Origin of the sequence: Bradyrhizobium sp. SZCCT0153 (genome assembly GCF_018129995.1) — a bacterium.
GTDB classification, from domain to species: Bacteria; Pseudomonadota; Alphaproteobacteria; order Rhizobiales; family Xanthobacteraceae; genus Bradyrhizobium; species Bradyrhizobium japonicum_G.
In genome coordinates this window covers 172,287-194,487 of record NZ_JAFCKS010000005.1, presented here as the reverse complement: position 1 = coordinate 194,487, position 22,201 = coordinate 172,287, and the positions used below count along the sequence as shown (strand labels likewise).

21 protein-coding genes are annotated in these 22,201 nt (G+C 64.6%); 19 read left to right on the top strand and 2 right to left on the bottom strand.

What is annotated here, in order from left to right; translation table 11 throughout:
- The first annotated feature begins 17 nt into the window (after window positions 1-17).
- Genes JQ572_RS22370 through JQ572_RS22345 form a run of 6 tightly spaced genes read left to right on the top strand, consistent with a single transcriptional unit; the run spans window position 18 to window position 5,839 of the window.
- Complete coding sequence (locus tag JQ572_RS22370; protein WP_249129193.1) at window positions 18-1,937, top strand: N-acetylneuraminate synthase family protein; 1,920 nt, start codon at window positions 18-20, stop codon at window positions 1,935-1,937.
- Window positions 1,937-2,626 (top strand): acylneuraminate cytidylyltransferase family protein, encoded by a 690-nt coding sequence (locus tag JQ572_RS22365; RefSeq protein WP_211384989.1) that lies wholly within the window; start codon window positions 1,937-1,939, stop codon window positions 2,624-2,626. Before JQ572_RS22370 ends, JQ572_RS22365 begins: the two co-directional genes overlap by 1 nt.
- Window positions 2,619-3,383 (top strand): SDR family oxidoreductase, encoded by a 765-nt coding sequence (locus tag JQ572_RS22360; protein WP_211384988.1) that lies wholly within the window; start codon window positions 2,619-2,621, stop codon window positions 3,381-3,383. The genes JQ572_RS22365 and JQ572_RS22360 overlap by 8 nt, the downstream gene beginning before the upstream one ends.
- The gene (locus JQ572_RS22355; RefSeq protein WP_256808429.1) at window positions 3,380-4,228 is read left to right on the top strand and encodes a sugar phosphate isomerase/epimerase family protein; all 849 of its coding nucleotides are present in this window, start codon (window positions 3,380-3,382) and stop codon (window positions 4,226-4,228) included. Before JQ572_RS22360 ends, JQ572_RS22355 begins: the two co-directional genes overlap by 4 nt.
- A complete protein-coding gene (locus JQ572_RS22350; RefSeq protein WP_211384987.1) occupies window positions 4,225-4,986 on the top strand; it encodes an SDR family NAD(P)-dependent oxidoreductase in 762 nt (253 codons plus the stop codon). The genes JQ572_RS22355 and JQ572_RS22350 overlap by 4 nt, the downstream gene beginning before the upstream one ends.
- Before the next feature lie 13 nt (window positions 4,987-4,999).
- Complete coding sequence (locus JQ572_RS22345) at window positions 5,000-5,839, top strand: SDR family oxidoreductase (protein ID WP_211384986.1); 840 nt, start codon at window positions 5,000-5,002, stop codon at window positions 5,837-5,839.
- A 244-nt stretch (window positions 5,840-6,083) separates the two neighbouring features.
- Here the strand turns inward: JQ572_RS22345 and JQ572_RS22340 are convergent, their stop codons facing one another.
- The gene (locus tag JQ572_RS22340; protein ID WP_211384985.1) at window positions 6,084-6,296 is read right to left on the bottom strand and encodes a hypothetical protein; all 213 of its coding nucleotides are present in this window, start codon (window positions 6,294-6,296) and stop codon (window positions 6,084-6,086) included.
- On the opposite strand from JQ572_RS22340, the gene JQ572_RS35135 reads away from it, so the two are divergent.
- From JQ572_RS35135 to neuB, 6 genes are all read left to right on the top strand, one after another.
- Window positions 6,289-8,631, top strand: a complete 2,343-nt coding sequence (locus JQ572_RS35135; protein ID WP_349643107.1) for a hypothetical protein — start codon at window positions 6,289-6,291, stop codon at window positions 8,629-8,631. The genes JQ572_RS22340 and JQ572_RS35135 overlap by 8 nt on opposite strands.
- Before the next feature lie 122 nt (window positions 8,632-8,753).
- On the top strand, window positions 8,754-9,956 hold the full coding sequence (locus JQ572_RS22330) for an HAD-IIIA family hydrolase (protein ID WP_211384983.1): 1,203 nt from the start codon (window positions 8,754-8,756) through the stop codon (window positions 9,954-9,956).
- 132 nt (window positions 9,957-10,088) lie between these two features.
- Complete coding sequence (locus tag JQ572_RS22325) at window positions 10,089-11,108, top strand: NAD-dependent 4,6-dehydratase LegB (protein WP_211384982.1); 1,020 nt, start codon at window positions 10,089-10,091, stop codon at window positions 11,106-11,108.
- A 4-nt stretch (window positions 11,109-11,112) separates the two neighbouring features.
- A complete protein-coding gene (locus tag JQ572_RS22320) occupies window positions 11,113-12,312 on the top strand; it encodes a LegC family aminotransferase (RefSeq protein ID WP_211384981.1) in 1,200 nt (399 codons plus the stop codon).
- Window positions 12,305-13,483: a UDP-N-acetylglucosamine 2-epimerase gene (neuC, locus tag JQ572_RS22315; protein WP_211384980.1), complete on the top strand. Its 1,179-nt coding sequence runs from the start codon at window positions 12,305-12,307 to the stop codon at window positions 13,481-13,483. The genes JQ572_RS22320 and neuC overlap by 8 nt, the downstream gene beginning before the upstream one ends.
- A complete protein-coding gene (gene neuB, locus JQ572_RS22310) occupies window positions 13,480-14,547 on the top strand; it encodes an N-acetylneuraminate synthase (RefSeq protein ID WP_211384979.1) in 1,068 nt (355 codons plus the stop codon). Before neuC ends, neuB begins: the two co-directional genes overlap by 4 nt.
- Here neuB and JQ572_RS22305 read toward each other — a convergent pair.
- Window positions 14,544-15,155 (bottom strand): acetyltransferase, encoded by a 612-nt coding sequence (locus JQ572_RS22305; RefSeq protein WP_211384978.1) that lies wholly within the window; start codon window positions 15,153-15,155, stop codon window positions 14,544-14,546. The two genes, neuB and JQ572_RS22305, sit on opposite strands and share 4 nt — an antisense overlap.
- 198 nt (window positions 15,156-15,353) lie before the next feature.
- Between JQ572_RS22305 and JQ572_RS22300 the strand changes: the two genes are divergently transcribed.
- Genes JQ572_RS22300 through JQ572_RS22270 form a run of 7 tightly spaced genes read left to right on the top strand, consistent with a single transcriptional unit; the run spans window position 15,354 to window position 22,195 of the window.
- On the top strand, window positions 15,354-16,403 hold the full coding sequence (locus JQ572_RS22300; RefSeq protein WP_211384977.1) for a nucleotidyltransferase family protein: 1,050 nt from the start codon (window positions 15,354-15,356) through the stop codon (window positions 16,401-16,403).
- Window positions 16,400-17,308 carry a Gfo/Idh/MocA family protein gene (locus JQ572_RS22295; RefSeq protein WP_211384976.1) on the top strand — a complete coding sequence of 303 codons (909 nt, stop codon included), beginning with the start codon at window positions 16,400-16,402 and terminating at the stop codon, window positions 17,306-17,308. The genes JQ572_RS22300 and JQ572_RS22295 overlap by 4 nt, the downstream gene beginning before the upstream one ends.
- Complete coding sequence (locus JQ572_RS22290) at window positions 17,305-18,006, top strand: acylneuraminate cytidylyltransferase family protein (RefSeq protein WP_211384975.1); 702 nt, start codon at window positions 17,305-17,307, stop codon at window positions 18,004-18,006. The genes JQ572_RS22295 and JQ572_RS22290 overlap by 4 nt, the downstream gene beginning before the upstream one ends.
- 13 nt (window positions 18,007-18,019) lie before the next feature.
- Entirely contained in the window at window positions 18,020-18,841 is an 822-nt protein-coding gene (locus JQ572_RS22285; RefSeq protein WP_211384974.1) for an SDR family oxidoreductase, read from the top strand.
- A 10-nt stretch (window positions 18,842-18,851) separates the two neighbouring features.
- Window positions 18,852-20,375: an MATE family efflux transporter gene (locus JQ572_RS22280; protein ID WP_211384973.1), complete on the top strand. Its 1,524-nt coding sequence runs from the start codon at window positions 18,852-18,854 to the stop codon at window positions 20,373-20,375.
- Window positions 20,376-21,266 carry a class I SAM-dependent methyltransferase gene (locus JQ572_RS22275; RefSeq protein WP_211384972.1) on the top strand — a complete coding sequence of 297 codons (891 nt, stop codon included), beginning with the start codon at window positions 20,376-20,378 and terminating at the stop codon, window positions 21,264-21,266. It abuts the gene before it with no gap.
- Window positions 21,263-22,195: a hypothetical protein gene (locus tag JQ572_RS22270; RefSeq protein ID WP_211384971.1), complete on the top strand. Its 933-nt coding sequence runs from the start codon at window positions 21,263-21,265 to the stop codon at window positions 22,193-22,195. Before JQ572_RS22275 ends, JQ572_RS22270 begins: the two co-directional genes overlap by 4 nt.
- Window positions 22,196-22,201 lie beyond the last annotated feature (6 nt).

Below are 22,201 nucleotides of genomic sequence, written 5' to 3'. Positions count from 1 at the left end.
ATGAGACGAGAATGTTGATGACATCGCCCAAACAGCCTGCCCCAATCCGCATCGGCAACCGTCTTCTGGGTGATGGTGAACCCTGCTACGTCATCGCCGAAATCGGCAACAACCACAATGGCGACTTCGATCGCGCCATTGCGCTGGTCGATGCCGCGGTCGCGGCCGGCGCCGATTGCGCCAAATTCCAGATGCGTAAGCTCGACGAGGTCTATCGCGCTTCGAGCCTGTCCGGAAAGGACGACGACCTCGCCGTCGAATATACGCTCGATCTGCTGCGCCGTTTCGAACTGCCGACCCCACAGCAGAAGAAGATCGCCGAGTACTGCGCCGCAAAGGGTATCCAGTATCTCTGCACGCCCTGGGACGCGAAGAGCGTCGCCGCGCTCGAAGGCTTCGGCGTGCAAGCCTACAAGGTTGCCTCCGCCGACCTCACCAACCTGCCGCTGCTCGCGTGCCTTGCCGCCACCGGCAAGACGCTGATCGTCTCGACCGGAATGAGCACGACGGACGAGATCAAGACCGCGGCGAAATTCCTCGACGATCGCGATGCGAGCTACGTGCTGCTGCACTGCCAGAGCACCTATCCGGCCGCGCTCCACAACATCCATCTGCGTTTCATGGAAACGCTGCGCGAGATCCATCCGGTCGTCGGCTATTCGGGCCACGAGCGCGGCGTTGCCGTTTCGACGGCCGCAGTGGCGCTCGGCGCCGTCGTCATCGAACGGCACATCACGCTCGACCGCGAGATGGAAGGTCCGGACCATGCCGCGAGCCTGGAGCCGGAGGAATTCAAGGCGCTGGTCTCGGGCATCCGCGAGGTTGAGGCGGCGCGCGGCGAGAAGCTGGCCGAGCGAGCGCTGAGCCAGGGCGAGCTGATCAACCGCGAAAGCCTCGCCAAGAGCCTGGTGGCCGCACGTGATCTTCCGGCCGGCACCGTGATCTCCGACAGCGACATCGCCGTGAAGAGCCCGGGACAGGGCCTGTCGCCGCTGAAGATGCCGGCCCTGCTCGGCCGCAGGCTGACGCGGACGATGGCGACCGACGACTATTTCTTCCAGAGCGACCTCGACGAAGGGACGGCAAAAGCCCGGCGCTATCGCTTCGACCGGCCATGGGGTGTGCCGGTACGCTATCACGACACCGGGCGCTTCCTGGAAATCTGCGAGCCCGACATCATCGAGTTCCATCTCAGCTACAGCGACATGGAGCGTGATCCCGCGGCCTATCTCTCCGGTACCTATGAGCTCGGCTTCGTGGTGCATGCGCCGGAGCTCTTTGCCGGCTCCAAGCTGATGGACCTCGCAACACCCGACGAGGCGCTGCGGCGCTATTCGCTGGAGCAGACCCAGGCGGTGATCGACATCACCCGCGGCCTGAAGAAATTCTTTCCCAAGACCAGGCGCCCGCCCATCGTCGCGAATATCGGCGGCTTTACCATGGACGAGCCATTGCCGCCGGAGGAGAAGGCCGAGCGCTACCGCATCTTTGCGCAGAGCCTGAAGGAACTCGACATGGACGGCGTCGAGCTCACGCCCCAGACCATGGCGCCTTTCCCCTGGCATTTCGGCGGCCAGCGTCACCAGAACATCTTCATCTTCCCGGAGGAGTCGGCTGCGTTCTGCGCCAAGCACGATCTGCGCATGTGCGTCGACATCTCCCACACCAAGCTCGCCGCCAACCATTTCGGCTTCGACTTCGCGCAAGGTCTCGCCCAGCTCGGTCCGCACACCGCGCATCTGCATTTCGGCGACGCCAAGGGGCTCGACGGCGAAGGCCTCCAGATCGGCGAAGGCGAGATCGATTTCGACGAGATCGGACGGGTGTTGCGCCAGCATGCTCCGACGGCATCGTTCATTCCCGAAATATGGCAAGGCCACAAGAACATGGGCGAAGGCTTCTGGACCGCGCTCGAGCGTCTCGAGGGACACATCTGATGGCGCGCAAGACGCTGGCCGTGATCGCCGCGCGCGGCGGCTCCAAGGGCATCCCGCACAAGAACCTGCTCGATCTCTGCGGCAAGCCGCTGATTGCGTGGACGGTCGAACAGGCACGCGCCGCGCGCGGTGTCGACGTGGTGGCGGTCTCTTCCGACAGCGACAATATCCTCGCCGCGGCCGAAGCTGCCGGCGCCGTCGGCGTGCGGCGCCCCGAAGGCATTTCAGGTGACCTCGCCTCCTCCGAATCCGCCTGGCTGCACGCGCTCGATGCGACCGACGAGCAGATGGGACGGTTCGAGCGCGTCGTCGCGCTCCAGGCGACGTCGCCGATCCGCGAGCCCGGCGACATCGAAAGCGCGCTCGCGACCTTCGATCGCGATCATCTCGACAGCCTGCTGTCGGTCTGCGAGGTCGAGGACTATTTCAACTGGCACATCGGCACGAGCGGACCGGAGCCTATCAACTACGATTATCGCAACCGCCGCATGCGGCAGCAGATCGAGAAGCGCTACCTGGAGAACGGCTCGTTCTACGTCTTCATCCCTTCGCTCCTGCGCGAGCAGAGCAATCGTCTCGGCGGCAAGATCGGCTTTCACGTGATGGAGCGTCACAAGATGTTCCAGATCGACCGTCCCGAGGACGTCAAGCTCTGCGCCGCCATCATGCGTAGTTACGGTTATGCCTGACCTCAGCGCCTTCTCTCTCGCCGGCAAGATCGCGGTCGTCACCGGCGCCTCGCGCGGCATTGGCGCGGCGATTGCAGCCGGCCTGCAAGATGCGGGGGCCATTGTGTTCGGCCTCAGCCGTTCCGGGACCGCGCCACAGGGCGTGAGTGCGATTGCCTGCGATCTCTCCGACGATGCGGCCATCGAGAGCGCATTCCACACCGTGGCAGCACAAGGCGGACGCATTGACGCGCTGGTCAACGCGGCCGGCATCAGCCTGCCCGCCCAAAGCGCCGAGAGCGAGCTCGCGCGCTTCCGAGCCACGGTCGCAACCGACCTCACCGGAATCTACGCCACCATCCTTGCCGCCCATCCGCTCCTGAAGAACGCGGGCTCGGCTGCGATCGTCAACGTTACCAGCATCAATTCGGTCCGCGGCTTTCCCGGCAATCCCGGCTACGTGGCGGCGAAGGCCGGCCTTGCCGGACTGACGCGAGCGCTGGCCACCGACTATGCGCCCGACGGCATCCGCGTCAACGCGCTCGCGCCGGGCTATGTCGCGACCGAGATGACCGCGACGAGTTTCGCCGATCCCGCCATGCACGAGGCGAGGCGCCGCCACACCATGCTCGGCCGCTGGGGACAGCCCGCGGACATGGTGGGAGCCGCCGTGTTCCTGGCGTCGGAAGCCTCCGCCTATGTGACTGGCCAGGAGCTCTTCGTCGACGGCGGCTGGACCACCAAGGGCCTCGCCATCAGCTCGGATAGCAAATCGTGACCACAACGCTGCAACGCATCGGCTTCATGCAAGGACGACTGTCGGCTCTCGTCGACGGCAAGATCCAGGCATTCCCCTGGGATGAGTGGCGAGACGAGTTTCCACGTGCGAAGGCCCTCGGCCTGACGCGGATGGAATGGACCATCGATCAGGAACGGCTGCGCGAGAATCCGCTCACGACCGACCCGGGGCAGCAGGACATTCTGGCGCTGTCGCGCGAGACCGGCGTGCGGATCCCGAGCCTGACCGGCGACTGCTTCATGCAGGCGCCGTTCTGGAAGGTCGATGCCGTTGTGCGCGACGCGCTCGTCGCCGACCTCGATCTGCTGATCGCCGCCTGCAGCCATATCGGCATCGAATTCGTTGTGATTCCGCTGGTCGACAATGGCAAGATCGAGCGCCAGAGCGAAAGCGACACGTTGAAACGCGTACTGCTCGCCCGCCACGAACAGCTTGCGCGGCGGAACGTCAAGATCGTCTTCGAATCCGATCTGCCGCCGCGCGAGCTCGCGCGGTTCATGGAAGCTTTTCCTGCCGACGTCTTCGGCATCAACTATGACAGCGGCAACAGTGCTTCGCTCGGTTATGACAGCGACGAGGAGATCGGCGCCTACGCACCGCGCATCCTCAACGTGCACGTCAAGGACCGCATTCGCAGTGGCACCACCGTGCCTCTCGGCACCGGCAATGCAGACCTTGCCAAAACGATCCGGCTAATCGAGCGGTCCGGCTACAAGGGCCAGTATATCCTGCAAACCGCGCGCGCTGCCGACGGCGACCACGCCGGCGCGCTGGCGAAATACCGCGACATGACCATCGGCTGGATCGAGGACGCCGCGCGATGAAGCTCGAGCTGGACGATCGCGTCGCTCTCGTCACCGGCGCCAGCCGCGGGATCGGGCTTGCGATCGCGACGACGCTCGCGGCGGAAGGCGCCAAGGTCGCGCTCGCGGCGCGCGGCGCCGACGCGCTGAACGCCGCGCGTGCAGCTGTCGGCGGGCGGAGCTCGATTCATGTTGCCGACGTCACTGATCCCGCCAGCGCCGCGAGCCTCATCCAGGACGTCGAGAAGCAGTGGGGGCGGCTCGACATTCTCGTCTGCAACGTCGGCAGTGGCGCGTCCGTTCCCCCCGGGAAGGAGACCGCGCCGGAGTGGTCGCGGGTGATGGACCTCAATCTCTTCGCCACGACCAACATGATCGAGGCCGCCCGGCCGTTGATGGCGCGCGGCAGCGGCGAGCGGGCCATCGTCTGCGTGTCCTCGATCGCAGGCATGGCCGCACTGGGCGCGCCCGTCACCTACTACGCCGCAAAAGCGGCGCTGAACGCGACCGTCCGCGGCCTGGCACGGCCGCTGGCGCTGGAAGGCATCCGCATCAATGCCGTTGCCCCCGGAAACATCTTGAGCCCGGACGGAACCTGGGCGCGCAAGATCGCCGAAAACAAGCACGCGGTCGACGAGATGCTCCAGCGTGAGGTGGCGCTGCGCCGGCTCGGCACTCCCGAGGAGATCGCCGACGTCGTCGCCTTCCTCGTTTCGCCGCGCGCGGCCTTTATTACCGGCAGTGTGATGGTGGCCGACGGCGGCCAGCTCAGAAGCTGAACAGGAGCCTTCGATGGCAACTCCCTCTTCCCGCTACGACCTGACCGGACGAACAGCGCTCGTGACCGGTGCGGGCGGCCTGCTCGGCAAGCAGCACGTTGCAGCGCTCACCGAAGCCGGCGCGCGCGTGGTCGTCACCGATGTCGGACTGGCGCAGGCCGAAGCCGCCGTCACGACGCTGAAGCAGAGCGCGCCATCGGCCGACCTGATCGCGCTCGAGATCAACGTCACCTCGCTTGATTCGGTGCGGGCGGCAAACGAGCAGCTTGCCGGCCGCGGCGTCACCATCGACATCCTCGTCAACAACGCGGCGATCGATCCCAAGGTCACATCCGCGCCCGGCGTAATGCACTCCTCGCGCTTCGAAGCCTTTCCCGTGCCGCAATGGCAGACCGAGATCGCCGTGGGCCTCACCGGCGCGATGCTGTGCGCGCAGGTGTTCGGCGGCGAGATGGCCAAACGCGGGCGCGGCGCGATCCTCAACATCGCCTCCGATCTCGGTGTGATCGCGCCGGACCAGCGGCTCTACCGCCAGCCGAGCGTCACGCGCGAGGAGGAGCAACCGGTCAAGCCCGTGACCTATTCCGTGATCAAGCACGGGCTGATCGGGCTGACAAAATATCTCGCGACCTACTGGGCCGACCACGGCGTCCGCGTCAATGCGATCTCACCCGGCGGCGTGTTCAACAACCAGGATCCCGCCTTCGTCGAACGGCTGACGCGTCTGATCCCGATGGGGCGCATGGCGGATGTCGACGAATACCGGGCCGCGGTGCAGTTTCTCTGCTCGGACGCCTCGAGCTACATGACCGGACAGAATCTCGTCATGGATGGCGGTCGGAGCGTGTGGTAGCCGCGGCACAATCGCAGAGCTGATTTGCGGCCAGAAGGCAACAATCGGGACGGATCGGCCAACGGATCGAAGATTGCCGCCGGATATTCTCTCGCCGGCGTGCTAAACACGCTGCATGGACGAATCCGCTCAGCCGATGAGGAGCCAATTGTGAATGGAACCGCGCCGCGCCTACGCAGATGCGCGCGCAACGCAGCGCCCCGAAATAACCGGCGGCCATTCGTCCCGCCCGAGCGGGCCTGTCTCATGCATCTTCCTGGCTCAGCCGGAAGAACTCTAGAGATACTGCGATGTGGATGAATACATTGCTTTTGACGTTCGTATTCTTCCTGATCCAGCTCGGCACCGGCCTCTCAATCCTGGCGATCGCGCCGCTGAAGCTGATCAAGACGAGCCGGCTGACGAAGGTCCAGTTCGTCGTACTCGGATATGCGATCGGCGCATCCGCCGTGGGCATTCTTCTTGGGTTCTGCTCCGTTCTGATCGGCGACATCCGGCTTCATCTGGCAATCATGATCGCGCTGTCCGGCTTCGGACTGGCGTGGACCTGGCCGGTTTGGCGCCCGCGCAGGGGCGACGCCGGAACGATCGGCCTGTGGTGTCTGCTGTCGCTACCAATCGCGCTCATGACGTGGTGGTGGACGTTCGGCGCGTATTCCCAGTTTCCCTACTCGGATATCGGCGCCGACGTTCACTGGATGAAGACGGCGCAGGAATATGCCGATAGCGGCGTCATCAATCCTTACGCGTCGCAATCCTACGTCGACCTTCGTGCTGCGCTGGCGGGCGCATTGGCTGGCGTTTTGGGACTCGATCTCCTGCATTTCGGATGGACCTATCGCTACGTCTCGATCCTGTTTTTCCTCGTCGCCCTCTACACCTTCGCGGAGGGCGTCTATTCCGAACAACCGCGGAAATGGAACGCTTTTTTCTTCGCCGCGACCGGCAACGCCATCGGGCTGCTGACCAATGGCAGCCTGGCGCTTGCGGGGAGCGTGGCCTTTCTCGGCGTCCTTCTCGGCAAGACCAGGCAAGGCGCGAAGGAGGATCTGCGGGCGGGCTCGGTCGCGTTGCTGATCCTGACTGCGGCGACCTCGCTCCTCATTGCCTTCGTGCTCAACAACAACGCGCTGCTGCTTGCACTGGTGGCAGGCGCGCTACTCCTGCTCAGGATTCTGGGTAATGCCAATCGACACGAAGGCGTTCTTCTGGTCGGCTGCGTATGGCCCGCGACGCTGCTGCTGGCGCACCGCGGCTCCTATCTGTTCATCCCAGCGGTGTTTGCCGCCTGGCTGGGCTACCTGCTGATCCTGCACGAGACCTCACGCCGGCCGGCGCGGAGCCTCGGACTTTTGCGGGCCCTGTCCATCGTACTGCCGTTGATCATAGCCGGAATCGTCTCCTGCATCGTGATGATGCGCCTCGGCTATCTGCCATCGGCAAATGCCAACGTGATGTTCTCCCACATCACCGGGCTGGTGCTGGGAAGAGCAATTCAAAGCGGCGACGAACTGTTCCTTGGCGCCGGCCCCGAGATCGCGGTGATCGAGCTGGGCCGGGCCATCGGCCCGCTGTTTGCCGTCTGCATCGCGATGGCCATGGCCTGGTGCTGGATTGATCGCTTCAACCCGCGCTTGGACACCGCTTCCAGCCCTGCTCAAACCGCGCGCACGGCGAAGCTGCTGTGGTCCTGGACGATCGGCTGCGGCCTCGCCGTTGCCGTGCTGTCAGGCTTTCCGTTTCTGTACCGGATCATCATGATCGTGCTGGCCCTGCTCACGGTCACCGCAACAGAAGCGTTCTGCCAGCTGCTCATCGACCCCTCTCCCGCTCCCGTCCGGCGGCGAGCTTCCGCGGCAATCGCGGTTACTCTGATCGCTGTCGGCCTCGTGCTGGCCGGCTATACCTTCAATTGGCGGCCGGACCTGTCGTCCTCGCGATACCAGGATTTCCTCCGGCCGACCGAGATAGCGGGAGCGGCTCTCCTTCTCGCGCTCGTGCCGGCGACGTTCATGCGGTCGAGATGGATTCATGTCTGCGCGCTTGCGGCCATCGTCGGGTTGGGCGTCGCTCTCGACCGCGCCGGGCTGGCCGGCATGTCGAAGAGTTACAGCTACGGAGCTCTTCCGAGCGGCGCCACGGCCATCACGCACTACAATGCCAGCGACCTGGACGCGGCGCGCTGGCTGCACGACAATTTGAAAAAGGGCATCCTGCTGTCCGATCCCTACACGCTCGGGGTGATCCAATCCCTGACCGGTTCCCCGGCTGCCTACATGTTTTCGAATCTTGATACCGTGAACGAGGCCGTCGCGAAGCGGATGCGCACCGTCGTTTCGGCGATCGTCGAACCGGGCGACGGAGCGCGGCGGCTTGCCGAGGCCTGCACGACCATCCGGCCGCTCTTGCAGGATATCAATCAGGAGACGTATTTTCAGATGGGCAGGGCCGACGCTATGGGCGGAATTTTGCGGCCCGTCCGCACCACGGAAGCGCCGGCGACGACCGCGCCACGGCCGACGAATACGCAGGTCCCGAATGAGACGGAGGAAGCGGACCGAAGCGCGGTCCAGGACATGCTGGGGACAGGCCAAGACACCTGGCAGCTCGTCGCCGTGATCAACCCGCGTACGATCGAATGGACCCGTCTCGATGCCGGCCAGCGCCTCCCCTATTTTCCGCCAACGGAGCCGCTGGCTTCCGGGTTCGTCACGTCGCTTCGCGCCGGCCCGTTTCAGGCGCTGTTCGCCAACCGGCAGACCGCGGTTGTTCGCATTCCGTGCGAGCGCTGACCTTCGGCATTCTCCGTCGCGATGAAAGCGCATCTGGCGCCGAGATCGGCGGCACGGTATGGACGTTGGGAATGAAACTTGCTCGTCCGACGGCTTAACCGATGTCGCAAAACAACCCCTCCATGCTGAGGCAGGCCGTCATCCTCGTCGGCGGGCTGGGCACACGGCTGGGCGAACGTACCAGGCTGGTTCCGAAGCCGATGCTCGAGATCGGCGGACGCCCGTTTCTCGACGCGCTGATCGACGAGCTCGTACGCCATGGCGTGTTCGATGAAATTCTCCTGCTTGCAGGCCACAAGTCGGAGATCGTCGAGACGCACTACGCCGCGGCCGCCAGGGGACGGACGCGAATCATCGTGTCGCGCGAGACCGAGCCGCTCGGCACCGGCGGCGCGCTCGTGCATGCACGCGACCTGCTGCATCAACGATTCCTGCTGCTCAATGGCGACTCGCTGTTTGACTTCAACCTGCTCGATCTGATCGCGCGCGCGCAGGATGGGCGCATTCACATGGCACTGCGCGACGGCGTCGTCGGAGATCGGTACGGCCGGGTCGTTCTCGACGGCGACGTGGTGCGTGACTTCATCGCCCCGGGTGCAGGCGCCACGGGGCCGGTCAATGCCGGCATCTACGTCGTGGACAGGTCCATTCTCACCGACATTGCGACGCTTCCGGCCTCGCTCGAGCAGGACGTATTCCCCGGTCTCGTCAAGTCCGGCCAGTTGCGCGGCACGGCCTATCGTGGCTATTTCATCGACATCGGCATACCCGATGATTTCGCGCGCGCCGACCGCGAGCTGAGCGAGAAGCTACGGCGCCCCGCCGTATTCTTCGATCGCGACGGGGTGCTCAACCACGATTCTGGATACACCTTCGAGACCCATAAGCTCGAATGGATCGAGGGCGCACGCGAGGCCGTGAAGGCCGTCAACGACGCCGGCTACTTCGCCTTCGTCATCACCAATCAATCCGGCGTCGCACGCGGCTACTACGAGGAGCATCACGTCGTCGCCCTGCACCGCTGGATGGCAGACCAGATGGCGCTGGTCGGCGCCCATATCGACGCGTTCGAGTATTGCCCCGATCACCCCGACGGCACCGTCGCGCACTATTGCCGCACCAGCGACCGGCGTAAGCCGGCGCCCGGCATGATCACCGATCTCGCGCAGCGTTTCCCGGTGGACATGACGCGCAGCATGGTGATCGGAGACAAGGACAGCGACATGGAAGCGGCGCGGGCCGCAGGCCTTGCGGGCCATCTGTTCGAGGGCGGAAATCTGGAAGTGTTCGTGAAGCAGCGACTGGCTCCGACCGGGAACGTCTAGAGGCGCGCCCAAAAGCGCTGCATCCCCCGGCATTTGGCGGATGTCCGGCGGTGTTCTGTTGCACGCGAGCGCCAGTGTGCTATAGCGCCATCTTGTTGCGAACGCTGGCTTAATCGCCTTTTGGGGTCCGGCATGGCAGATCTGAGGGACGCCCGCGTCCTCGTTACCGGCAGCGACGGCTTCATCGGTTCGCATGTCGTCGAAGAGCTGGTGAAAGCCGGGGCCCGCGTCAAAGCGGTCGTCTACTACAACTCCTTCAACTCCTGGGGCTGGCTCGACACCGTAGCGGCCGACATCATGACGTCGGTGGAGGTCGTGTCCGGCGACATCCGCGATCCGCACTTCATGATTGGGGCTGCGAGCGGCTGCACCGACGTGCTGCATCTGGCGGCGCTGATCGCGATCCCCTTCTCCTATGTCGCGCCCGACTCCTATGTCGAAACCAATGTGCGTGGCACCGTGAACGTACTCCAGGCCGCGCGCATGGCCGGCGCGCGCCGCTTCGTGCAGACCTCGACCAGCGAGGTCTACGGCACGGCCCAGACCGTTCCGATCAAGGAGAGCCATCCGCTGGTCGGACAGTCTCCCTATTCGGCCTCGAAGATCGCCTCCGACCAGATGGCGCTGTCGTTCCAGGCTTCATTCGACATGCCTGTCGTGGTGATCCGCCCGTTCAACACCTTTGGCCCGCGACAATCGGCGCGCGCGGTAATCCCGACAATCATCAGCCAGATCGCCACCGGCAAGCGGACCATCCGCCTCGGCGCCGTCACCCCGACGCGCGATTTCTCGTTCGTCACCGACACAGCGCGCGGCCTGATCGCGGGCCTTACGGCGCCTGCCGAGCAAGTCGTCGGCCAGACCATCAATCTCGGCAGCGGCTTCGAGATCTCGGTCGGCGCGACCGCGCAGATGATCGCCGACGTCATGGGGGCGAGCATCGAAATCGAGACCGACGAGGCGCGCCTGCGTCCGGCCAACAGCGAGGTCGAACGGCTCTGGGCCGACAATTCCAGGGCACGCCAGCAACTCGGCTGGAGCCCTGAATTCGGCGGCGTCGACGGCATGCGCCGCGGCATGGTCAAGACGGTCGACTGGTTCACCAATCCCGCTAATCTCAGCCGCTACAAGGCTGACGTCTACAACGTCTGAGGCGATGGTGGACAGTCCCCTGACCAGGTCGGATTTCGAGCCAAAGGCGATCGTCGACGCCGTACGGCGTGCCGTGGGAACGCCCAACGGAATCCTCGGCCTGCACGAGCCGGTGTTCGCCGGCAACGAAATCGCCTATCTCGAAGAGTGCATCAAGAGCACCTTTGTGTCCTCGGTCGGGCCGTTCGTCGACCGGTTCGAGCGCATGCTCGAGGAAACCACCGGCGCCAGGCGTGCGGTGGCCGTCGTCAACGGTACCGCCGCGCTGCATGCCTGCTTCCGCCTCGCCGGCGTCGAGCCCGGCGACGAGGTCATCTCGCCGGCCCTGACCTTCATCGCGACGACCAATGCGATTGCCTATTGCGGCGCAACGCCGCATTTCGTCGACAGCTCGCTCGTCACGCTCGGCATGGATGCGCGCGCACTCGCCGCGCGGCTTGATGCCATCGGCGAGCGGACCGCCAAGGGGGCGATCAACCGCGAGACCGGACGCCGCATCGCCGCGATCACGCCGATGCACACGTTCGGGCATCCGGTCGAGCTCGACGAGATCAGCGCTATCGCCCGCGACTGGGGCATTGCGCTGGTGGAGGACGCCGCGGAATCGCTGGGCTCGACCTACAAGGGTCGCGCCGTCGGATCGCAGGCGCGGCTCGCGGCGCTGAGCTTCAACGGCAACAAGATCGTCACCACCGGCGGCGGCGGCGCCATCCTCACCAATGATGAGGAACTGGGGCGCCGCGCCAAGCATCTCACCACCACCGCGAAGCTGCCGCACAAATGGGCCTTCGTGCATGACGAAATCGGCTTCAATTACCGGCTGCCCAACCTGAATGCCGCGCTCGGCTGCGCCCAGCTCGAGCAGCTCGACGGTTTTCTGGCGAGCAAGCGCAAGCTTGCCTTGGCCTATGAACGTGCCTTCTCGGATATTCCCGGCATCCGCTTCTCGCGCGAGCCAAAGGACACCACGAGCAATTACTGGCTGAACGCGATCCTGCTCGACGAGAATAATGCCGATCGGCGCGACGACCTGCTCGCCGCGCTCAACGACGCCGGCTTCGGCGCGCGACCGGCCTGGACCTTGATGCACAAATTGCCGATGTTCGCGCAAAATCCGCGCGGCGATCTTTCGACCGCCGAATCCATCGAACGGCGGTTGATCAACCTGCCCAGCAGCGCCAGCATCAGGGTCCGCGATGAATAGCGGCGCGCGAAAAATCTGCTTCGTCACCGGTAGCCGCGCCGATTTCGGGCTGCTGGTCTGGCCGATGCGCGCAATCCGCGAGACGCCCGGCTTGACGCTTCAGCTGGTCGCCACCGGCATGCATCTGGCGCCGGAGTTCGGCTATACCTTCAACGCTATCCGCGACGAGGGGTTCGAGGTCGACGAGCGGGTCGAGACGCTGCTCAGCAGCGACACCGGTGCCGGCGTCGCGAAATCGGTGGGGCTCGGCGTGATCGGCTTTGCCGATGCTTTCACCCGGCTACGGCCGGATCTCGTGGTCGTGCTCGGCGACCGTTTCGAGATGTTCGCGGCCGCGCAGGCGGCGATGTTCATGCGGCTGCCGATGGCGCATCTGTTCGGCGGCGATGTCACCGAGGGCGCGGTCGACGAGTCCATTCGTCACGCCATCAGCAAGATGTCGCATCTGCATTTCACCAGCAATCGGGGCTCGACCCAGCGGCTGATTCAGCTCGGCGAGCATCCGTCGCGCATTCACACCATCGGCTCGGTCGGCATCGACGCCATCAAGCATCTCGCCCTGATGGACCGCGACGGCATCGGCCGCGCGGTCGGGATACCGCTCGGCGAACGCAATGCGCTCGTCACGTTCCATCCCGTCACGATCGAGGCCGGGCGCTCGGTGGCCGAGCTGAATGAGCTGTTCGCGGCCCTATCGACGCTCGATCCCGCTTTTCGTCTCGTGTTCACCCTCGCCAACGCCGATGCCGAGGGCCGCGCATTGAACACCCGGATCGAGGCTTTTGCAGCTGGCCGGCCGAACACGATCGCGGTCGCCTCGCTTGGGCAGCTCCGCTATCTCAGCCTGATGAGCCAGGTAGACCTGGTGATCGGCAATTCCTCGAGCGGCCTGCTCGAAGCACCCTCCTTCGGCGTTCCCACGGTCGATATCGGCGACCGTCAGAAGGGACGCGAACGCGCGGCCTCGGTATTTCACGCGGCGCCCGAGCGCAACGCGATCGCCGCCGCCATGTCGGCGGGACTGCAGCGCGGCCTCCAAGCCACCGCCAACCCTTACGGCGACGGCGAATCCAGCCGGCGATTTGCCGACATCGTCGCCGCCATCCCCGATTTCAGGCAGCTTCTGGCGAAGGGCTTTTACGATCTTCCGGCAAGTGGAGCGCGGCCATGACGCACACGCTGATCATCGCGGAAGCCGGCGTCAATCATGACGGCAGCCTGGAGAAGGCGCTGGCGCTGGTCGACGCCGCCGCCGACGCCGGCGCGGACGTCGTCAAGTTCCAGACCTTCAATGCGAAGGCATTGGCGGGCGGTGCGGCAAAGAAGGCCGACTATCAGCAGCGCACCACGAACGCCGCCGAGAGCCAGCTTGCCATGCTGGAACGGCTCGAACTGCCGCAAGCCGCACACCACACCCTGATCGCGCGCGCCAGGGAGCGCGGCATCGAATTCCTGTCGACACCGTTCGACGACGCTTCGCTCGCTTTCCTGCTGTCGCTCAAGTTGCCGCGCATCAAGATCGGATCGGGCGATCTCACCAATGCGCCGCTGCTGCATGCGGCCGCGAAGGCCGGTGCGGTGCTGATCCTGTCGACCGGCATGGCGACGCTCGGCGAGATCGAGGACGCGCTCGGCGTGCTGGCTCATGGCTACGGCCAGCACAACGATCCGCCCGGCAGCGCTTCCTTCCGCGCGGCGTGGCGCGATCCGGCGGCACGCACCGCGCTGGCGCGGCACGTCAGCCTGCTCCATTGCACGACCGAATATCCCTGCCCCATCGCCGACGTAAATCTCGCCGCGATGGCGACGATGCGCTCCGCGTTCCAGCTCCCGGTCGGTTATTCCGATCACACCGACGGCTTCGAGGTTTCAATCGCCGCGGTCGCGCTCGGCGCCACCACGATCGAAAAGCACCTGACGCTCGATCGCAACGCCCCGGGCCCAGACCACGCAGCCTCGCTGGAGCCGGGCGACTTCAAGCAAATGGTTGCGGCCATCCGCAATGTTGAGCGTGCACTCGGCGACGGCTTGAAGGCGCCGAAAGAGTCCGAGATCAGAAACGTGCCGGTCGCGCGCAAGAGCATCGTGGCGGCGCGTGCGCTGAAGGCCGGCGAGACCATCGGCCCGACCGACATCACCGCCAAGCGTCCTGGCGGGGGCCGGCCGCCGATCGACTACTGGTCGCTGATCGGAACGGCAGCGCCGCGCGCGCTCGAGCCGGACGATCCGGTCTAACGACGCGGCTTCGCCGGCACCCCGCGCAGCACCGACCCATGCGGCCATGAGCCGGTCACGACCGATCCCATCGCGATCAGAGTATCGTTGCCGATGGAGATGTGATCGCGCACGCGGCTACCGAGACCGACAAAACAATTGTCGCCGATCTCGGCGCCTCCGCCGACCACGGTTCCAGGCGACAGGTGCGTGCAGTGACCAATGCGAACGTCGTGCTCGACGATGGCACCGGAATTGATGATGCAATGATTGCCGATCATGCTGCGCGCATTGACGATCGCGCCCGGCATGATGACGCTGCCCGCGCCGACGGTTGCCGACGGCGAGACGATCGCGCGCGGGTGAATGACGGACGCCCAGCGCTTGACCTGCAAGCGGCCGATCATCTGGCGGCGGGCGGGCCCCGCCTGCATCGTTCCGATCCCCAACACGAAGGCTGCATCCGGATGGGTCGGCGCAGCGTCGTCGGTTCCAAGATAGCTGATGTCGCCCAGTGTTGCAGGCTGGCGATCGAGGAAGCCGACGACCTTGAACCGGCCGGACAACAGCGCCGCCTCGTAGACCATGAAGGCGTGCTCGCCGCCGCCTATGATGATGAGATCATCCATGCCGATTCCCCTGCGCGGGACAACCTTAACGGCCGAACGGCGGGTCTTCAAACCGTCGATTCGGACCGCAAAAAGCTGAGGTTAACGGGCGGCCGGAGGAAACCCCGTTGGGGTTGACGCCGCGTCTCGCAGCCGCGATATAGCACACTCAAGCCGTGGGCGGCCCCCCGACATCCGGCGGATACGAGGCAGATTGCCATGAAATCCTGGCGTAAGGCCGTCGTTGGAACGCAGGCGACCGTGGGCGAGGCCATTGCCGCCATCGAGAGCGGAAGCATTCAGATTGCGCTCGTGCTCGACGACCAGAATCGCCTTCTGGGCGTGGTCACCGACGGTGACGTGAGGCGCGGACTGCTGCGCGGCATCCCGCTTGCCGGACTCGCGACCGACATCATGAACCGTGCGCCGGTGTCGGCTCCTGCGACGTTGCCGCGCGAGGATCGCCTGCAGCTGATGCGGCAGAAGTCGATCAAGCAGCTCCCGCTCGTCGACGAGGGCGGCCATCTGATCCTGGTCGAGACGCTCGATGAGTTGCTCGAACCGCGCCACTATCCCAACCCGGTCCTGATCATGGCGGGCGGCCTCGGCGAACGCCTGGGCGCGCTGACGCGCGAGGTGCCGAAGCCGATGCTCAATGTCGGCGGCCGACCGCTGCTCGAGACGATCGTCCGCAATGTCGTGCAGCAGGGTTTCGGCAACATCTTCATCTCGGTCAATTACAAGGCCGAGACCATCAAGGACTATTTTGCCGACGGCGCCGCCTTCGGCGCCAGTATCCAGTACGTGCACGAAGCGGAACGTCTGGGGACCGCTGGCGCGCTCGGACTCTTCCCGACGCCCCCGGCTGTGCCGATGATCGTCACCAACGGCGACATTCTCACCACGATCAATTACGGGGCTCTTCTCGACTTCCACAATGGAACACCGGCGGAAGCCACGATGGCCGTGCGCGAGCACAAGGTGCACGTACCGTATGGCGTGGTTTCCACGTCGGAGGGCTTCCTCGACGCCATCCGCGAGAAGCCGACCGAGAGCTGGTTCGTCAGTGCCGGCATCTATGTGATCGGCAGCTCCGTCTTTCGCCACGTCGCACCCGGCGTCCCGATCGACATGCCGACCGTGCTGGAGCGCGTGATCGCCGGCCAGGGGCGCGTCGCGGTCTATCCGATCCGCGAATACTGGCTCGACATCGGCCGTCTGGAGGATTTCGAGCAGGCGCATGCGGAGTTTCACGAGGTCTTCCCGTGACATCGACAAGCGCGGTCGTGGTTGGCCTCGGCTCGATCGGCACAAGACATGTGCGCGTCCTGCGCGAACTCGGCCTTCGAGTCGCAACCGTCAGCCGCCGCGAAGGCGGCGACTATGGGTCGATCACGCAGGCCGTGGCGGGCGCGCATCCGGACTATGTGGTGATCGCCACCGAGACTGCGCGCCACGCGGACAATCTGCAGGAGCTCGCGCAGGCCGGTTTCCAGGGCAAGGTCCTCGTCGAAAAACCGCTATTCGCAACACCGGCACCGCCACCGAAATATCCGTTTGCCCACGTCAGCGTCGGATACAATCTGCGCTTTCACCCCGTGATGACGGCGCTCGCCGAAAGGCTGCGCGGACGCGACGTGATCACGGTCGCCGCCTATGTCGGCCAGGACATCAGGGACTGGCGGCCCGGCCGCGATCATCGTGCCACCGCATCCGCCACCGCTGACGCCGGGGGCGGCGTGTTGCGGGATCTCAGCCACGAACTGGACTATCTGTTGTGGCTGTTCGGGCCGTGGTATCGCGTAGCAGCGCTCGGCGGCGCGTCCGGCGCGCGCGATATCGACGTCGACGACCATCTCGATCTGCTGCTCGACATGCAGCGCGCACCATCGGTTCACGTCCACATGGACTATCTCGACCGCCAGGGCATCCGTCGCATTCGTGTCAACGTCGAGGACGACACCATCGAGGCGGATCTCGTCGGCAGCCGTCTTGCCGTCAACGGCAAGGCGACCGAAATCCCCAGCGAGCGCGACCAGACCTACCGCGACATGCATGTCGCGGCGATGCGAGGCGCAAGCCAGGTCTGCTCGCTGCCCGAGGCGCTCGGCGTCGTTCACCTGATCGACGCCAGCGAGCGCGCTCTGCGCACCAAGACCTGGATATCGCCATGAGTCTGGTCTGCACGATCTGCGCGCGGGGCGGCTCGAAGGGGGTCGTGGGCAAAAATGCGCGCGATCTCCTCGGCAAGCCGGTGCTCGCGTGGAGCATCGAGCAGGCGCGCGAGACCGGCCTGTTCGACGCGATCGCCTTCAGCAGCGATTCTGACGCCCTGCTCGACGCGGCGCTGAAGGCTGGCGCCGACATCGCGGTGAAGCGTCCGGACGAGATGGCGACCGACACCGCGCCGAAGCTGCCGGCGATCCGCCATTGTCTCGAGCGAACCATGGCGCAAACGGGCAAGACGCCCGAGATCTTCGTCGATCTCGACGTCACCTCGCCGCTCAGGCTTGCCTCCGACATCACCGGCGCGGTGGCAATGCTGCGCGAGAGCGGCGCGCGCAACGTCATCACCGGCGCGCCGGCACGCCGCTCGCCCTATTTCAACCTGATCGAGCAGCGCACCGACGGCAGCGTCGGCCTTTCGAAATCCGCCAACCCTCCGATCACCCGCAGGCAGGATGCGCCGCGCTGCTTCGACATGAACGCGTCGATCTATGTCTGGCGCGTCGCGCCATTTCTGGAGCAGCCCGCGGTGTTCTATCCGGATACGCGTCTGTTCGAGATGCCGGAAGAGCGCTCGATCGACATTGATTCCGATCTCGATTTTACGCTGGTGGAACTTCTGCTTCGCCAGCGACAAGCGGCCTGAGGAGATTGAAGCGATGACCACGAGCTTCAAGGCCCTGTTCGATCTCACCGGCCGCACGGCCGTTGTCACCGGCGGGTGCGGCATCCTCGGACGCCGCTTCGCAGAGGGCCTCGCCGAGTTCGGCGCCAATGTCGCGATTGTCGATCTCGACCAGGCCGCGGCCGATGCTGCGGCAGCCGACCTGACGTCGCGCCATGCCGCCCGCGCCAGGGGTTATGGCTGCGACATCACCCAGCCCGATTCCGTCCGCAATACGGCCGATGCGATCGAAGCGGAGCTCGGACCGGTCTCGATCCTGCTCAACAACGCCGCGAGCAAGACCCGCGATGTCGACGCCTTCTTTGCGCCCGTCGAGAAATTCTCGCTGGATACCTGGCGGGAGATCATGGCGGTCAATCTCGACGGCATGTTCAACATCGCGCAGGTGTTCGGCGGCCGAATGGCCGAGCGCGGCTACGGCGCCATCGTGCAGACCGCATCGATCTACGGCCTGATGGCACCCGACCAGCGCATCTACGAGGGCTCCGAATATCTCGGACGCGCCATCAACACGCCCGCGGTCTACACGGCGTCCAAGGCCGGTGTCATCGGTCTGACCAAGCACCTTGCGACCTACTGGGCGGCGAAGGGCGTTCGCGTCAACACGCTTACTCCGGGCGGCGTAGAGAGCGGACAGAACGAAACCTTCAAGGCGCGCTACGGCGCTCGCATTCCGCTCGGCCGGATGGCCCGTGCCGACGAGATGGTGGGGACGATGCTGTTCCTGGTATCGGATGCAGCATCCTACGTGACCGGCCAGAACATCGCCGTCGATGGCGGACTGAGCGCGTGGTAGCAAAACACCAATGATCAAGCGCCTGGTCCAGAACACGGTGATTTCGGCGATCGCCTTTGGCGTGGCCGCTTTGCTGGGCCTGGCGGTCATTCCACTGATCATCCGAACCTGGGGGGTGACCGAGTTCGGCCTCATCGTGATCTCGCGACTGCTGTTGCCGAGCGGCATGATGGCGGTGCTGGATCTCGGTCTGTCCGAGGTCGCCACCCAGATCGTCGCGCGCGCGCGCGAGCACCGCAATTGGACGCAGGCGAGCCGCCAGATCTCTTTTTTGGGAGTCGTCTCCATCGCGCTCACCTTGATCCTGAGCGCCGCCATCTGGCTTGCGACGCCGCTGCTCGTCATCGTGATGAAGATTGACGCCGCGCATCTGGAGACGTTCACCCGGATCATGCACTACACGGCATTCGCGAACCTGATCTTCGTTCCGGCGCTGGTTTGGGAAGGTATCGTCAAGGGCTTCGAGCGCTATAATTTGCTTCGCTTCGCGGAGGTCACGTCAACGGCCGCCTATGTCGGCCTGACATTCGCCGCCTCCTGGGCGGCGGCAGGCTTTGAAGTGGTCGCTTACATCTATCTCGCAACGCTGGTGGCACGCGCCGTCGTCATCGGGATTGCCGCGTTCGTCGCCCTGCGGCACAAGCATGTGCGACTGCTGCCGTGGACCCCGGACATCCGGCAGGATATTCTGCATCGTTGCCTGCTGCTCCTGCAGGGCAAACTGATGGGCGGTATTTCCGGGCCGTTCCAGCCGTTCCTGATCGGGTTGCTGTTCGGCCCCAAGGCCGTCGGCACCTACGATGCACTGGTGCGATTGTCGCGGGTCTCCAAAATCGTTGTCAGCCTTCTGACATCTGCCTTGCTTCCCGTTGCCAGCCGTCTCGATGAGCGCGGCAGCGCGACTTCGTTCCAGCGCCTCGGCGACCTCGGCCTCGTCATGATGCCGATGTTTGTGGTGCCGCCGCTTGCCGCGACCGCGATCCTCTCGCCCGAGATCATGAACATCTGGATCGGTCCTCTTCTTGCTCCCTATGCGTTCTGGATGGGTCTGAGCTTCCTCGTTCCGATCTGCGCCCAATACGTGGCGATCGGCAGCCTGATCTTCCTGACGCGGCCCGAGGTGCAGGCCCGGCTCAATCGGCTGATGGCGGTCCAGCTTCTGATCTGGGCTGCCGTCTCGGTCGCATCATTGCATCTGTTCGCGGAACGCGCCCTGATCCTCGGGCAGGTCGTCGGCTGTATCGTCGTCCTGCCCTGGCAGATTGGGGAGTTGCGCAGTGCACTCGACATTGACCGGAATCGTTTCGCGAAGGCTATCGGAACCCAGTGCGCAATCCTTGTCCTGGCAAGCATTTCTCTAGCAATAATTGCAGGTTACATTCAGTTCGACAGCGTGCTAAAGCTCGCGCTGGGTTCCATGGTTTTCTGCCTGATTACCTGGGCGCTTCAATACTTTCTGGTGCTCGAGAAGCGGCATCGGACTGTATTTCCCGCAGTCGGACAACTGATGGGACTGACATCCAAAAGCAGTTGAATGAACATCCACGCGACAGACACGAAAGCCGTCATCACAGGTTTCGCTCCGGCGTCGTTGTCGGACAAGGCGGCGACGTATGCGCTCGATGGGGCCAAGAGCATCGGCCGCCTCGCGATGCGCCGTGTCAAGCGTACTGCCGACGTCGTTGATTCCGAATACAATCTATCGCATTGGCAGCGAATGCTGTCGCAAAAGAGCTGGAAGACGGCCGCCAGCATCGACGAATTCCTGATCCCGAAGAATCGCGCGCGGGATCTTCGCAAGGTCGACAATCATATCTGCAGGGTCGCGGCCGACGACTATTACCGCTACCGGATCGGAGCCCTCGGCGAACTGCTCGCACGGCACGCCGGCAGCGCCACGGAGATCGTCGAGCTCGGCGCGGGTTGCGGCATCAATCTGCTGTCGCTTCACCTCAATCATCCCGACTGGAAGCTGCGCGGTTTCGACATCGCGCCGAACGGCATCGCCGCGGGCCGCGAGATCGCCGCACATTTCGGCCTGTCCGACCGGATTTCGCTCGACGGGATCGATCTGACCGACGGTGCTGACCCGAGCTACGCCGCGATCCGGGACCAGGTCGCCTTCACTTACTTCTGCATCGAGCAGATTCCCTACGACGTACGCAAGGTGGTGGACAACATCATCGCGGCAAGGCCGAAGCGCGTCATCAACATCGAGCCAACGACGGAGCTGCTGAATTTATCGAGCCCGCGCGACATCGTGAGCTTCCTTTACATCCGTTCGGTTGACTACCAGACGCAGCTGTTCTCGACACTCGACGACTACGAGCGACAGGGCCGCGTCCGCATCTTGGCACGCGAGCGGATGCCCTTCGCGCCGACGATCCACAATGATGGTTTTTTGTATTGCTGGGAGCCCACATGACAACCATCGACACGACCGCTGATCGGCCGGCCCCGAAAAAGCAGAAGATCAGCCAGTTCCGCCGCCTGCTGTGGCACGTCAACCGCACCGATCTCGGATGGGTGCTCAAGGCCGCCCTGACCAGCCTGCAATTGCCGGCCCGCGCCAAGCGCGCCGCGCTGCTGAAACAGCTTCCAACGAAGCCCGAATGGGCCGAGGCGAGCCGCAAGCTCGACGAGCAGGGTTATGTCGACGTCTCCTCGATCGTCGATCGCAGCCTGGCGGAAGCCGTCGCTTCGTTCGCCGACGGCAAGGTGAACCGCCTCAACGAACTCGTCGGCCAGCAGAAGCAAGGGCACAAATCCTTCTGGGTCAGCCTGCTGGACGAGGATCTCGTCAACGGCGCCTTTGCGACCGACCATCCCTTCGTGCGCTACGCCCTGCAGCCGGCCGCGCTGCGCATCATCGGCGACTTCATGCACGACCTGCCGCAATTGTCGGACGTGCTGCTGACGTTGTCGCAACCGACTCCGAACCAGGCGCTGAGCTACTCGCAGTTGTGGCATCTCGATCACGACGACAAGCGCGTCTGCAAGCTCTTCATCTACCTGACCGATGTGCAGGACACCGCCGACGGTCCTTTCACCTTCATTCCGGCCGGCCCGTCTAAACCGTTCCGCAACACGCTCAAGAGCCACATGAGCGACGCGCAGGTGTTCGCCAAGACCGGTCCCGACGCGGTCAAGGAAATGATCGCACCCCGCCTGTCGTCCTTCATCGTCAATACCGCGCGCTGCCTGCACATGGGGAGCCGGATCCAGTCCGATCACAATCGCCTGCTGTATACGGCAACCTACATCCAGCAGCCGCGCATCTATCCCGAACCGCCGGCGCGTTTCCGCGCGGCGGGTGCACTGACGGACCTCGAGCGCACCGTGATGCGGCTCTGACGCGGA